Origin of the sequence: Planococcus sp. ANT_H30 (assembly GCF_008369335.1) — a bacterium.
GTDB classification, from domain to species: domain Bacteria; phylum Bacillota; class Bacilli; order Bacillales_A; family Planococcaceae; genus Planococcus; species Planococcus kocurii.
On sequence record NZ_VOBJ01000003.1, the window covers coordinates 242,914 to 256,197 of the forward strand.

The 13,284-nt window shown below is 41.3% G+C and carries 13 protein-coding genes; 5 read left to right on the plus strand and 8 right to left on the minus strand.

The window, feature by feature from the left end:
* Positions 1–47: 47 nt before the first annotated feature.
* Positions 48–869 (plus strand): sensor domain-containing diguanylate cyclase, encoded by an 822-nt coding sequence (locus FQ085_RS09610; RefSeq protein ID WP_262499781.1) that lies wholly within the window; start codon positions 48–50, stop codon positions 867–869.
* A gap of 51 nt (positions 870–920) precedes the next feature.
* Here the strand turns inward: FQ085_RS09610 and FQ085_RS09615 are convergent, their stop codons facing one another.
* From FQ085_RS09615 to FQ085_RS09635, 5 genes are all read right to left on the minus strand, one after another.
* Positions 921–2,000 carry a M42 family metallopeptidase gene (locus FQ085_RS09615; protein WP_149456469.1) on the minus strand — a complete coding sequence of 360 codons (1,080 nt, stop codon included), beginning with the start codon at positions 1,998–2,000 and terminating at the stop codon, positions 921–923.
* Between the two features lie 16 nt (positions 2,001–2,016).
* Entirely contained in the window at positions 2,017–3,633 is a 1,617-nt protein-coding gene (locus FQ085_RS09620; protein WP_470382024.1) for an ABC transporter substrate-binding protein, read from the minus strand.
* 272 nt (positions 3,634–3,905) lie between these two features.
* Positions 3,906–4,910: a S8 family peptidase gene (locus tag FQ085_RS09625; protein WP_149456471.1), complete on the minus strand. Its 1,005-nt coding sequence runs from the start codon at positions 4,908–4,910 to the stop codon at positions 3,906–3,908.
* Positions 4,911–5,029: 119 nt separating this feature from the next.
* Complete coding sequence (locus FQ085_RS09630; protein WP_058386587.1) at positions 5,030–6,565, minus strand: solute symporter family protein; 1,536 nt, start codon at positions 6,563–6,565, stop codon at positions 5,030–5,032.
* The gene (locus tag FQ085_RS09635) at positions 6,562–6,954 is read right to left on the minus strand and encodes a DUF485 domain-containing protein (protein WP_082707510.1); all 393 of its coding nucleotides are present in this window, start codon (positions 6,952–6,954) and stop codon (positions 6,562–6,564) included. Before FQ085_RS09635 ends, FQ085_RS09630 begins: the two co-directional genes overlap by 4 nt.
* A gap of 255 nt (positions 6,955–7,209) precedes the next feature.
* Between FQ085_RS09635 and FQ085_RS09640 the strand changes: the two genes are divergently transcribed.
* On the plus strand, positions 7,210–8,271 hold the full coding sequence (locus FQ085_RS09640; RefSeq protein ID WP_149456472.1) for a saccharopine dehydrogenase family protein: 1,062 nt from the start codon (positions 7,210–7,212) through the stop codon (positions 8,269–8,271).
* A 47-nt stretch (positions 8,272–8,318) separates the two neighbouring features.
* Here the strand turns inward: FQ085_RS09640 and FQ085_RS09645 are convergent, their stop codons facing one another.
* The 3 genes from FQ085_RS09645 to FQ085_RS09655 all read right to left on the minus strand — a co-directional run bounded on the left by FQ085_RS09645 (position 8,319) and on the right by FQ085_RS09655 (position 10,359).
* On the minus strand, positions 8,319–9,068 hold the full coding sequence (locus tag FQ085_RS09645) for an ABC transporter permease (RefSeq protein WP_058386589.1): 750 nt from the start codon (positions 9,066–9,068) through the stop codon (positions 8,319–8,321).
* Positions 9,065–9,796 carry an ABC transporter ATP-binding protein gene (locus tag FQ085_RS09650; protein WP_058386590.1) on the minus strand — a complete coding sequence of 244 codons (732 nt, stop codon included), beginning with the start codon at positions 9,794–9,796 and terminating at the stop codon, positions 9,065–9,067. The genes FQ085_RS09645 and FQ085_RS09650 overlap by 4 nt, the downstream gene beginning before the upstream one ends.
* A 65-nt stretch (positions 9,797–9,861) precedes the next feature.
* The gene (locus FQ085_RS09655) at positions 9,862–10,359 is read right to left on the minus strand and encodes a ferritin (protein ID WP_058386591.1); all 498 of its coding nucleotides are present in this window, start codon (positions 10,357–10,359) and stop codon (positions 9,862–9,864) included.
* 236 nt (positions 10,360–10,595) lie between these two features.
* Between FQ085_RS09655 and FQ085_RS09660 the strand changes: the two genes are divergently transcribed.
* From FQ085_RS09660 to FQ085_RS09670, 3 genes are read left to right on the plus strand one after another with little or no spacing between them, the layout of a single operon-like run.
* The gene (locus FQ085_RS09660) at positions 10,596–11,357 is read left to right on the plus strand and encodes a GTP cyclohydrolase II (RefSeq protein ID WP_058386592.1); all 762 of its coding nucleotides are present in this window, start codon (positions 10,596–10,598) and stop codon (positions 11,355–11,357) included.
* Positions 11,344–12,447 carry a bifunctional diaminohydroxyphosphoribosylaminopyrimidine deaminase/5-amino-6-(5-phosphoribosylamino)uracil reductase RibD gene (ribD, locus tag FQ085_RS09665; RefSeq protein ID WP_149456473.1) on the plus strand — a complete coding sequence of 368 codons (1,104 nt, stop codon included), beginning with the start codon at positions 11,344–11,346 and terminating at the stop codon, positions 12,445–12,447. Before FQ085_RS09660 ends, ribD begins: the two co-directional genes overlap by 14 nt.
* Positions 12,444–13,016 carry a 5' nucleotidase, NT5C type gene (locus tag FQ085_RS09670; RefSeq protein ID WP_149456474.1) on the plus strand — a complete coding sequence of 191 codons (573 nt, stop codon included), beginning with the start codon at positions 12,444–12,446 and terminating at the stop codon, positions 13,014–13,016. The genes ribD and FQ085_RS09670 overlap by 4 nt, the downstream gene beginning before the upstream one ends.
* Positions 13,017–13,284: the final 268 nt, after the last annotated feature.

Consider the following 13,284-nt stretch of genomic DNA (forward strand, 5'->3'; position numbering starts at 1 on the left):
CAAAAATAAATGATTCTATCCTGAATTCTTTAAAGGATCAAATCTGTTTGATCGATTTGAATGGGACCATCTGCTTTACAAACAAAGAATGGAATCGATTTGCCGTAACAAACGGCGGTACTTTATCGAACTGTGGTATTGGCATAAATTATCTACAGCATTGCACAGAAGAACCTGCTGTATTTCAAGGATTGCAGGCGATCTTAACAGGAAACGCAGATTGCTTCAATTTTGAATATCCTTGTCATTCTTCTTCAACAAAAAGATGGTTTTCGATGCAAGCTACCCCTCTTCAAGCAAATGAAATTGCGATTGAAGGGATAGTCATTCGTCATGTAGACATTACAAAACAAAAGCTTCTTGAACTCCAATTGAAAGAATATGCAGAGAAGGATTCACTGACTGCACTTTTTAATCGACGTTATTTCCAAGAGCAACTCACAAAAGAAGTAAATCTGGCTCTTCAAAACAAGACGCCGATATCTTTGTTGTACATTGACACGGACGATTTCAAAGGCATTAATGACACGCACGGTCATCCCGTCGGTGACAAAGTTTTAAAAAAGTTGGCGCTTCAGATTACAAATTCCGTAAGACTCTCTGATATTACAGCACGTATAGGTGGAGATGAGTTTGCGATACTGTTACCAAACACCAACAAAGTAGAATTAGAAATGATAGCGAACAGACTAAACCAAGAAATTCAGCAACTAAAAATCCAAGGACAGAATTGCCAAATCAACGTCACCGTATCAATAGGCGGTAAAAGTTTTGCTAACGATTTCTCACTTAATTCCATGGTTGAATGGGTAGACGATGCGTTATATAGAGCAAAAGATAAAGGCAAAAACCAAGTAGTTATCGTTTAACTACTCATGCAAAAAGCCAAGCGCCTGATAATAGGCGCTTGGCTTTTTTATTCACGTGTCTAAAAAATCCTTTCCGACTAGTCTCTTTGAAGCAAAAATGAACGCTTCTACTAATCGAACTGTATTCTCTAAATCATCCAAATCAACAATTTCAATAGGTGTGTGCGTATAGCGCGAAGGAATAGATACTACGCCTGACGAAACTCCGGTCGACGTCATATGAATAGCTCCGGCATCCGTGCCAATACCCATAAAAATTTCATGTTGATGCGGAATGCTCTGTTCTACTGCGACTTTTTCTAAAAGTGCTGTAACCAGCGGATGTGATATCAATGACTTGTCAGCGATTTTAATACAAGGACCACTCCCGAGCAGTCGCGTTCCTGTCATTAAAACATCGTACGTATCACTAGTCGGTGTCGTATCGATTGCTAACGCAAAATCCGGTTTGAGATTCGGTGATAATACAGAAGCCCCCCTTAACCCCACTTCTTCTTGGACCGTAAAGACACAGTAAATGTCTCCGTGCTTGTCTTTTTTATTCGCTTGAATCTTATTGATTAGTTCGATCAATACAGCACATCCTGCGCGGTCATCAAGTGCTTTGCCAACTACGCGATTGCGTTTTTTATCTCCAACTAACTTCAAGCCGCTGCCATAGCTAATTGGCTGGCCAACTTTAATGCCCATTTCAAGAACTTCTTCGGCCGTAGATGCACCGACGTCGATGTACAAATCACGATGAGAAGTAATCCGGTTCGGGTTGTCCCACTTCACATAATGGACAGATAAAGTGCCAATTACCCCTTCAATATACCCATTCGCACCTTTAATCGTTACAGACTGCGCTAACAGCACACGGTTATCGAATCCACCGAGTTGTTCAAAACGCAAGGTCCCATTCGCTTCAATTTTTTTGACGATAAAACCAATTTCATCTGCATGTGCTGCCAATAGAATAGATGGCAACTGGGAATCTGTCGCTTTTATTGTCGCAATTAAGTTACCTAGCGCATCGACTTGCAACCTATCTACTTTGTGCTGTATTTCCTCCTTGATAAAGCGCTGAACATCTTGTTCAAAACCACTTGGTCCTACTAATTCACATAGATTTTTCAGCAATTCGTACAAAAATCATCCACTCCCATTATTGATTTGATAAATAGACATCCGTCATTAAATCATTACTCATCGGATGCGGTTTATAATCTTCGACATAGTCGCTTTGTGCGAGCGGTGGAGTCGTATAAGCGAGCATTACCCACGGTGCATCTTCTTGGAACAATGCTTGCGCTTCTTTATAAAGCTCAGTCCGCTTGTCTTGATCAATGGTTTCACGAGCTTCTGTAATTAATCCAGTAAATTCATCGCTCTTATAGAAGGCGATATTCTGTGCCGGCACTTGTGCATTGGTTTTACTTAAGTTGGGATACAAGAAATTATCAGGATCTGCCATGACACCCGTCCAACCGTACATAGCCATACTATGCTTGCCGTTTTTGGTATCTTCTAAATAAGTTGCCCATTCCATCGAGACGATTTCAGCTGTAATTCCAATCTCAGCCAAATCTGACTGGATTGCTTCAGCAATTTTCATTGGTTCCGGCAAATAAGGACGCGGATTGCTCATTGTGTACAATTCCGTTTTAAAACCATCTGCGAATCCTGCTTCAGCTAATAGCTTTTTCGCTTCTTCGACATTGTAATCGTATTTTTTCAACGTATCATCATGACTCCATAGTGAAGGAGGCAATGGACTCGTTGCAGTGTCCGCTAACCCATTATAGAATGCATCTACAATTTCTTCTTTATTGATTGCCATATTGATTGCTTTTCGGACTAATGGATCATCAAACGGTTCTTTTTCCATATTGAAGGCCATGTAGCCGATATTGAAGCTTGGACGCTTCTGCAGCTCTAGCCCTTCTGTTTCTTCTACAATATTCGTATCACCCGCGTTCATTCCATCTAAGACATCAATTTCTCCCGTTTGCAGAGCGTTCAATCGTGCTGCATTTTCAGGGATTACTTGATAGATAAGTTTATCCAAATAAGGTTTTCCATCCATCCAGTACTCCGGATTTTTCGCTAAGGTAATGGTACTGTTACGGCTCCACTCTTCAAACTGGAACGGTCCAGTGCCTACCGGATGCTCGTACAATTTGTCACCATACTGCTCAATAGCAGCTGGACTTGCAATCCCGAACATCGAAATAGCTAAATAACTAAGGAATGGGGCAGTTTTGCGTGTCAATTTGATTTCGAGTTCATGCTCCTTTGTTGCTTTGACAGACTCGATTAAGTGGTTTTCGTCTCCTTTAAATCCGCCGTAGAGGAATGGATAATAAGCGAAATCTCCTTGGTGGTAAGGATTTTCAGGGTCCATCCATCGTTCAAAATTAAAGACTACAGCGTCTGCATTAAAGTCAGTTCCATCGTGGAATTTGACGCCTTCACGCAATTGGAATGTCCAAGTCAACCCATCTTCACTCGAACTATACTCAGTTGCCAATTTCGGCTGCAATTCTAAATTTTGATCGTATTCCAACAACGTTTCGAAAACATTGTGAGTGACTCGGATGGACTCACCATCTGTTACATTGATTGGATCCAATCCGACAGAGTCAGCTCCGCGACCATAAATCAATGTGCCACCTTGCTTATCTTCTTCTGTCATTTCTTTTCCATCATTTTCTGAACTTGTGGTTTCCGTTTGTCCAGAACAAGCCGTAAGCAATAAAACCAACATCAGTAAAAGATACATGAATCGATGCGTTTTTTTCTTCACTCTTTTTCCTCCTCGACTGTTTTTAGCGTCTTTCTTCTGCATAACGGAACTTAATCTAGTCAATTCAAAGACAAAAAGAAGATATTTAAAGTATAATCATTTAAAAACGAATTATCAAATTAATATTTATTTATTCTGTTTATTAAGTTTTTAAGAGATACGTTCGTGAAGCTCTTCGTTTAACGCGCTCATTTAATTTTTAGCATAAAAAAGCCATCCGCGCGTCTTGACTGGGATGGCTTTGCTCATTATAACTTTCTTGGATCTGTTTTTTCATTTGCACGATACGATTTGTTCATCACTTTAAACAATTGCTCGATTTTATTCAAAATATCCAATGACAACAAGCCATTTCCTTCTGCCGTTTTTGGATAGCCAAGCGGTATCGTGCGTCGAACTAGTTGAGCGTATAATTCAGCTTCTGTCAGTTCACGGGCAAATTCTTTTTCTGCAATATTTTTAATTAAGGCTAAAGCGCCGGACACATGCGGTGTCGCCATTGAAGTGCCTGACAAACTGGCGTATTTTCCTCCTGGGAAGGTTGAATAGATATCGACACCTGGAGCTACCAAATCGATTTCATCATTCGTATTACTGAAATTCGCAATCTTGCGCTGAAAATTCACTGCTCCTACTTGAATTACTTCTCCGTATGCTCCTGGATAAGCAAATTCGTTCGTATCGTATGCGTCATCTCCTTCATTTCCTGCCGCACAGACAACGGGTATTCCTGCACCTACAGAACGCTTGATTACGTCATGAAGTTCAACTACATCTTCTGGACCACCGAGCGACATCGAAATGACTGTTACTGTCTCTCCGTTTGGCCCTCTCCAATCAATCGCAAATTGAATGCCGTCGATAATTCCTTGGTATTCTCCGCCACCTTCACCCGCCAACACTTTGATTATTAACAACTGAGCAGATGGTGCCACTCCGGCTATTCCCCCTTCTTTTCTATAGGAAGCTGCGACTGTTCCGGCTACATGTGTGCCATGACCATTATTATCATCAAAATTCGATGCATCTCCATTAAAATCTGGTGTAAAATTCTTTCCACCAATGATTCGGTCTTGCAAGTCAGGATGATCCTTTTGACAGCCTGTATCTAAAATGGCAATGATTGTTCCCTGTCCTTTTTCTGCCGCTTTCCAAACTTCTGGAGCTTCAATCATGCGTACTCCTTCTGGAATTTGCGGGGGTCTTTCAGTTATTTCTTCTACGCGGTAAGGAATTAAATGTAACTTCGCCATTTATGTCACTCCCTTAACTTCCGATTTTTTTCTTACTGTCCTAATTCGTCGCAGTCTTTCTAAATCCTTTATTATTCACAAAAAAATCGATGCCCGTTAAGGCATCGATTTCCCTTTTTTTATAATTGTCTAAAGCCGCCGGTATTTGCACGGACATTGACCTCGGAGTATTTCTTGAGATCGCGTTCTTTTGATAGCATCGTTCCGACCCAACCGCCGATAAATCCAAGCGGCACAGAGAACAAAGCAGGATTGGTTAATGGGAAGATCGGATCACCGACAAAAATTGCTGCTCCCGCTTCAGGACTCATTACGCTTGGGCTGAGTGATACGAGCACCAAAGCCGAAATTAAGCCCGTTAAAATCGCTGATACCGCACCGGTTGTATTAAAGCGTTTCCAGAAAATCGTGTAAATGATAACCGGTAGATTAGCGCTAGCTGCAATACAAAATGCTAGCGATACTAGGAATGCAACGTTCAAACTTTGTGCAAAAATCGCTAGCAGGATAGAAAACGCCGATACGCCAAGAGAGGCATAACGAGCAGCCAACATTTGCTGATGTTCGGTTGCTTGGCCTTTTTTGATAATTTGACCATAAATATCATGAGCAAACGCTGATGCACCTGTCAAAACTAGTCCTGCTACTACTGCAAGAATCGTTGCGAATGCCACTGCTGAAATGAACGACATCAATACGTCGCCACCTAGCGCTTGGGCAAGAAGCGGTGCTGCCATATTTCCGGCTGGGTTTGTCGCAGTAATCAAATCAGATCCGACAAAAGCGGCTGCCCCAAAACCAAGGAAGATGGTCATGACATAGAAAATCCCAACAATCCATGTAGCCCACATCACTGAGCTTCTTGCCGTTTTGGCGTCTTTAACAGTAAAGAAACGCATCAGAATGTGCGGCAGTCCTGCAGTTCCCAAGACCAAAGCCAGCATTAATGAAATGGTATCTAGTGGAATTTTGTATTTTACGCCAGGACTTAAATAAGCTTCTCCGTGCGGCGTTGCCGTCTTCATTTGCGTAAACATTTCTAAAATATTGAAGTTGAAATTCTTCAGTACGAGGAAAGACAAGATAACCGTACCAATCATCAACAGCACTGCCTTGATAATCTGCACCCAACTTGTGGCTGTCATCCCACCGAACAATACATAAATAGTCATCATAATGCCAACAAGCAGAACAGCCCATATGTAATCAATGCCAAACAGCAATTGAATCAATGCCCCCGCCCCAACCAATTGGGCAATCATGTAGAAAATAACGATGGTAATGGAACTTAACGCTGCTGCTCCGCGAACTTTTTTCGCATTAAAGCGTGCGTTAATCATGTCTGCAAGCGTATACTTCCCTAAATTACGGAGCGGTTCAGCCACGATGAAAAGAACGACCAAATACGCTACCAAATAACCGATAGAAAACAAGAACCCATCAAAACCAAACAAAGCGATGGCTCCGGCAATTCCTAGAAAAGAGGCTGCTGACAAATAGTCCCCAGCAATAGCTAGTCCATTTTGCCAACCAGTTAACCCGCCTCCTGCTGTGTAGAAATCACTAGCAGAATTCGTTCGTTTCGCTGCAAAATAAGTAATAACAAGCGTAATCCCAACAATAAAAACGAAAATGGCTATAACCGTAACATTCATTTAGGTTCCTCCTCGTCATAGTCAAATTCCTTCAACGTGGCTTTAGCCATTTCATCGAACTTCGCCGCACGTCTCATATAAACAGTTACAAGAATCCACGTCATTGCAAACAATCCGAAAGCAAAAACCCATACCCATGTGATATCTCCAATAAAAGTTGCGTTCAACCAAGTTGTATACGAAATAACAATATTAAACAAAAGATAAAGTCCTAAAAACAGAATTGTTGTCGGAATCAAAAAGCGCTTTTTTCTGCTCATTAATTCCCTGAAACTTGATGAATTTTCTATCTTTTCGAAATCAGGCATGCCACCAGACTGTCTGGCACGCACGTGCTCTTCGTCGTTTTTTTTACTATGGGTTTCACTTCCTGCAATTTCCTTCGTCAAATCTCTCACTCCTTTTTATTTTTCTGAATACATAAATAATTAAAGCACCCCTCATTTTTATAGTCAATAATTATTTCTAAAAAATGTAAATATATCACTTATTCTTTTCAGCTTTTATGCTTCGTCATTAACATACAAATTCATTTTGCAAACAGTTTGTTGCCCCCTATTAATGCGATCAGTACAACTGAACAAAGGATTTCTTTAGGTTTTCCAGAATACCTATAGAGGAGCTAAAAGTAAGGAGCCGATGAAATGAAAAAATGGATGATTTATGGGGCAAATGGCTACACAGGTGAGTTGATTGCTAGAGAAGCGGTAAGGAGAGGTATGTCTCCTGTACTTGGAGGGCGTAGTGCCAAAAAAATTCAGGCCTTAGCAGAAGAATTATCATTAAATTTTCAAGCTTTTCCATTAGATGAACATGCAGCAGAGCAACTAGAAGAAATTGATTTGGTTCTTCACTGTGCCGGTCCGTTTCAACTAACGAGTGAACCGATGATTCAAGCTTGTCTATCTTCAAAAACACATTACTTAGACATTACAGGCGAGGTTTCTGTCTTTGAACATACTCATTTCTTACACACTCAAGCTGTCGAAAGAGCCATCATTTTATGTTCAGGTGTCGGCTTTGACATCGTGCCAACAGACTGCATTGCCTTGAAATTAAAAGAAGAGTTACCGGATGCAGTTAACCTAGCACTCGGCTTTGATTCAGATTCTGGCGTTTCACCGGGAACATTTAAAACCATGATTCAAGGCTTGGGTTCTGGTAGCATGCATAGAAAAGAAGGTATATTGGAAACCGTCCCGCTCGGCAAACAACAGCGGACCATCGATTTTGGTCGAGGTTCCCGCTCCGCTATGGGCATTCCTTGGGGCGATGTCTCGACTGCTTTCTACACAACAGGCATTCCGAACATCTCTACTTGGATTCCACTGCCCAAGTCACAAATCTATAGCGCCCGTCTAGTAGGTTCAACAGGACAGCTACTCGCGACAGACTGGGTGAAGCAAAAACTGCAAAAGCTAGTAGAGCAAAAAGTGACAGGTCCTGATCGCAAAAATCGCGCCAGTTCTCCTGCTTACATTTGGGGAGAAGCGATCAATCGTGAAGGCGTTAAAAAAGTTGCACGAATTCAAACGGCCAACGTCTATGATTTAACGATCTACAGTTCACTGGAAATTGTACGCCGCTTGCTAATCGAAAAAATTGAAGGCGGCTATTACACTCCAGCGGGTCTTTTCGGTTCAAGCCTTATCGAAGGATTGCCTGGTTCTGGATCTTTTGAACTCGATACGTTTTACCCTTCATAAGAAAAGGCACATTCGGTAATCGAATGTGCCTTTTCTCTGAATCAAAATCATTTTTTTATTAACTGCATGCGTTGGTTAAAAAGCGTCGGATACGACAAGAAACCAAGCATAACACTCGTTACAGCAGCGGTTGTCAGCAATAAGAACATGATGAGCAATTGGAATTGAACGGCTTGAATTGGATCTGCCCCTGCAATAATTTGTCCACTCATCATTCCTGGTAGCTGAACGAGTCCTACCGTTTTCTGGCTTTCAATTGTCGGAATCATGCTAGCCTTTATGGCTGTGATCAATTGTCTATGGATTGCCTGTTTCGGCGTTCCACCAAGAGACAAAATTAGCTCTGTTTGGTCTTGATTTGACTCGACTTCTGCTGTAAAACGATTCAGGAACAAAATCGACAACACCATGGAATTTCCGATAACCATTCCGCTAATGGGAATAATGTATTGGGCCGTAGCCGGTGTAATGGCAAAGCCAAGTAAAATACTTTGCGTCAATACTTCTACAGATAGTAAGGTGACGGCTACTTTTATCGTAATGCCTCGAATCGCCGATCCTTTTTTCTGGGCGTTATGTGTAGCTGCTACAATCATTAAGCCAACCATCAAGAAAATATAGATGAGGCTTTCCGAATCAAAAACGAATTTCAAGACGTAACCGACTGCTAACAACTGCACAATCGAACGTAAAGTTGCGATAATTGTATCTTTTTCTAAGCCGAGGTTTAAGGTCTTGGACAATAAGAGAGGAATCGCTACAAAAATGAGGGTAATGGATAAAGTTAAGTAACTCATTCTGCCTCCCCCTTAACAAACTGCCGAACTCTGTCATTGACAGGATCATTGAGTAAATCACTTTCTCCTGTTTCCACGACTTCACCATCCATCATTACCCACGTATAATCCCCAATTTCAAGCGCTTGTTGAAGATTATGCGTAATCCAGATGATGGTCGTGCCGTATTTCCGGTTAATTTTGACGATCAGTTCTTCAATTTCCCGTAAGGACGTCCGATCTAAAGAAGAAGTGATTTCGTCAAGCAGTAAAACTGTCGGTTTGTTGACGAGTGTTCTCGCAATTGAAACCTTTTGGCGTTGACCACCGGACAAGTCTTTCACTTTCCTGTCCATCAACTCTTCTTCTAGTCCAACGTCATGCAATAATTCAATTGCTTCCTCTTTAGATAAAGAGTTGCCTTGTAATTCTAGCGGCAAGCTTAAATTCTCATAGACACTGCCGGTTATCATCGGTGCACTTTGAAGCGCTATTCCGACTAAGCGACGCAGTTTGACGGGCTCATAGCTTTCAATCGGCCGGTCTTTTATATAAACTTCTCCCGATTGAGTCGACAATAAGCCGTTGCACAATTTTAAAAGCGTTGTCTTTCCTGCCCCCGATGGACCGACCAGCGTCGTAATTTTTCCTTCTGGAAAAGAGCCGGTAATCTCTTTTAACACAGGAGTTTTTGCAAATGAAAAATCAACGTGATTGAAATGAATTGCCGGCTTATAAGTTATCGTCATGAATCATCACTTCCTTTCAGACAGAAAAAACAGCACACCTTGTTCTGTGTGCTGCTTCGTTACTATTATGCTTCTAGCTTACGTTGTGCAAACTCATCGTCCATTTTCAGGAAGTATTCTCCACCTTCTTCGATGGCTTTTACTCTCGCAATGATGTCGCGGAACGATTTTTCTTCTTCCATTTGTTCTTCAACAAACCAATCAAGGAAAGACAGTGTCGCATGCTCTTCTAGTTCACCAGCTAATGTTACCAATGCGTAAATATTGCTCGTTACGCTTTTTTCTTGAGACAATGAGTTTTCAAGAACGTCCAACGCGCTAACAAAATGATTTTTGGGTTCAGTCAAAGCTTGTAGAACCGGTTTTTCATCCATCGTCACTAAATAATGATAAAATTTCATTGCATGGTAATGCTCTTCTTTTGATTGGATAAGATAGAAGTTTGCAAATCCATGAAAGCCTTTTTTCGAAAAATATGCGGCCATCGCAGTATAAGCATGTGCAGCCTGTAATTCGTTATTAAATTGATCGTTCAATGCGTTCGTCAGTTTTTCTGATAACATCTTTATTCCTCCTACGCTCTTATTTATAATTATTATAATGTAGACAATATAACATAGCCTATCGAATTAATCAAATCAAATGAGAATATTTGTTTCTAATTGATAATAAATATCAATTATTAAGGAATTATACTTTATTTAAATGATAATAATTATCGTTAAGTACAAACCACTCACTTTTATCAACAGATTGTAGTACGATATATTGTATAAGAATTATATAAGGGGATGTTGGCATGCACGATATGAAATTAGATCCACAAGTCTTTGCCCTATTAAAAGAAAAAATCCAAATGATCCAGACTGAAGAAGGCGCCGTTTACTTGGTCGGCCCCATCCGTCTTCCTGTTGACTTATATAACGAAACGTTTATATTTAATTGGTATTGCTGGTTGAGCCTCGATGAAGTGACTGAGGATTACGAGAGCATTATTGAAAAACTGAACTCCGCAAACCTTGCTGAGTATCAGCAATCGAGCGTCCTCGTATACGGTGATTTTGAGAACAATGAAGATGCCTTGATTCGTATGCATTCTATTTGCCATACAGGCGATATTTTTGGCAGCAAGCGCTGCGACTGTGGCTTTCAATTAAAACAATCGATGAAACGAATTACTGACCATGGCACCGGTGCGTTATTTTATTTGGCGAATCATGAAGGTCGTGGCATTGGGTTGTTCAGCAAAGCGATGGCTTATGTACTTCAAGAAAATGGTTACGATACGGTCGAAGCTAATGAAAAATTAGGATATGTAGACGATTCAAGAAATTACGGTGATGCTATTGCTGTATTGCAATCATTGCGTACCAAGCCCGTAACGTTAATGACGAATAACCCTAAAAAAGTTGCAGCTATTGAAAAAGCGGGACTTAAAATTGCTTCAAGAACTTCCCTATGGGGAGACGAGTCTCAATACAACACGGATTATTTGCAGACCAAAATTGAACGCTCAGGGCACCTTAAAGACGAGGAGGACATGATGCATGTCAAGCCATGAATTCTATATGGACCTTGCGCTCAGTAATGCACAAGCTTTAAAGGGCCAGACAGATCCAAATCCATTGGTCGGCTCTATCATTGTCAATAACAGCGGAATTGTCGGTATTGGAACTCACTTGAAAGCCGGCGAACCTCATGCCGAAATCCATGCACTTCGCATGGCGGGTGATAAGAGTCATGGCGCTACGATTTACGTAACGCTTGAACCTTGCTCCCATTTTGGTCGGACGGGACCGTGTGCACAAGCCATTATCGATGCCGGCATCAAAAGAGTTGTCGTGGCCACGTTAGATCCGAATCCACTGGTTTCCGGAAACGGTGTCCGGATGCTTCAAGATGCGGGTATCGATGTAATCGTCGGCATACGCGAGGAAGAGTCACGAAAAATGAATGAAGTGTTCAATAAATTCATCGTCGGTAAAACCCCTTTCGTAACCTTGAAAGCCGCTTCTACACTTGATGGGAAAATTGCTACTCACTCTCTTGACAGCAAATGGATTACTTCTGAAGAAGCTCGATTGGATGTTCATCTATTACGGAGTCAGCATATGGCCATACTGGTGGGGGTGGGTACGGTAATTGAAGACGATCCTGAATTGACGGCTCGAATCCCAAATGGCCGCAATCCGCTTCGTATTGTTTTAGATTCCACATTACGTATTCCGCTTGATTCAAAGCTTTTGACAGATGGAATCGCAGATACTTGGATTTTCACAAGTCGAAATTGCGATAGTGATAAACGACAGGCATTAGAGAAGTTAGGTATTTCTATTTTTGCAACGAGTCACGATACGCAAGTGGATGTTTTAGATGTTGTTCGGACACTTGGTGAAAAAGGCATTTCTTCGCTTTTTATCGAAGGTGGCGGTACCATCAATGCCGCATTTCTAGAAAATGACTTAATCGATAAAGTCGTGTTTTACTTTGCTCCTAAAATAGTCGGAGGCAAATTAGCACCTACTTTTATTGAAGGAATAGGTGTGGACTGGATGAAAGATGCCATCGATTTACGTGATGGTGAATTCAGCAAAATTGGCAAAGACTTTAAATTTACAGGCTATCCTGAAAAGCGAGGCAGCAGCACATGAAATTGGGCTTTGACATAGACGATACATTGATTAATTTACGTGAATATGCCTTTCATTATTACCAACAGCAATTAGGTAAACGTGTGGACATCGATATTTTCCACGCCTTGAATCGCGTCGAAATACATGAGGCGTTCGGATTGAGTGATGAAGAAGGCAAGGATTTGTGGAATCGCTCTTTGGATTTTTTGTATTTCACGGACTGTCCCCTCTACTTCGGGGCACTTGATCTACTGAAACAACTCGAATCAGGTGGTCACGACATCTACTATATAACATCACGTCCCCCAGAGTATGCTGACAATACGTTCAACTGGATGGTTGAACAAGACTTCCCTATCGTAAGAGAAAACTTTTTCTGTGGCATGAAAGATTCGGAAAAAGTGGAGATCATTAAAAATTTGCAGCTGGATTATTATTTCGACGATAAGCCTGCTGTCTTGGATACTTTAACGAATACTCCTGTAAAAGTTATCGTCAAAGATCAATCTTATAATCGGCACCTCGATTTGCCACGTGTTGAGAATTGGGATGGGTTGGGCGATTTGATAAATAGTGAAATAAAGTAAGTGTATGTTCTGACTGTAGAAAATTCGATCTACTCGAGTTCTCTACAGTCTTTTGTTGGAATGGAATTGCTCTGGTCGCTTTGGGGATGGCTCTCGCCAAAAGCCAGGAAAATCACCTGTCTTTTCGCTTCGCCTACCCCGTGGACGCGCCTTCGCTAGCACTCGGTTCTTATATCCAATATGTAAAGATCCTCTCTTCTCTGATTTGTATGCCATTTTATATTAGAGATAGCAAAAGAGATGTTGGAATAAACTCATTCCAACATCT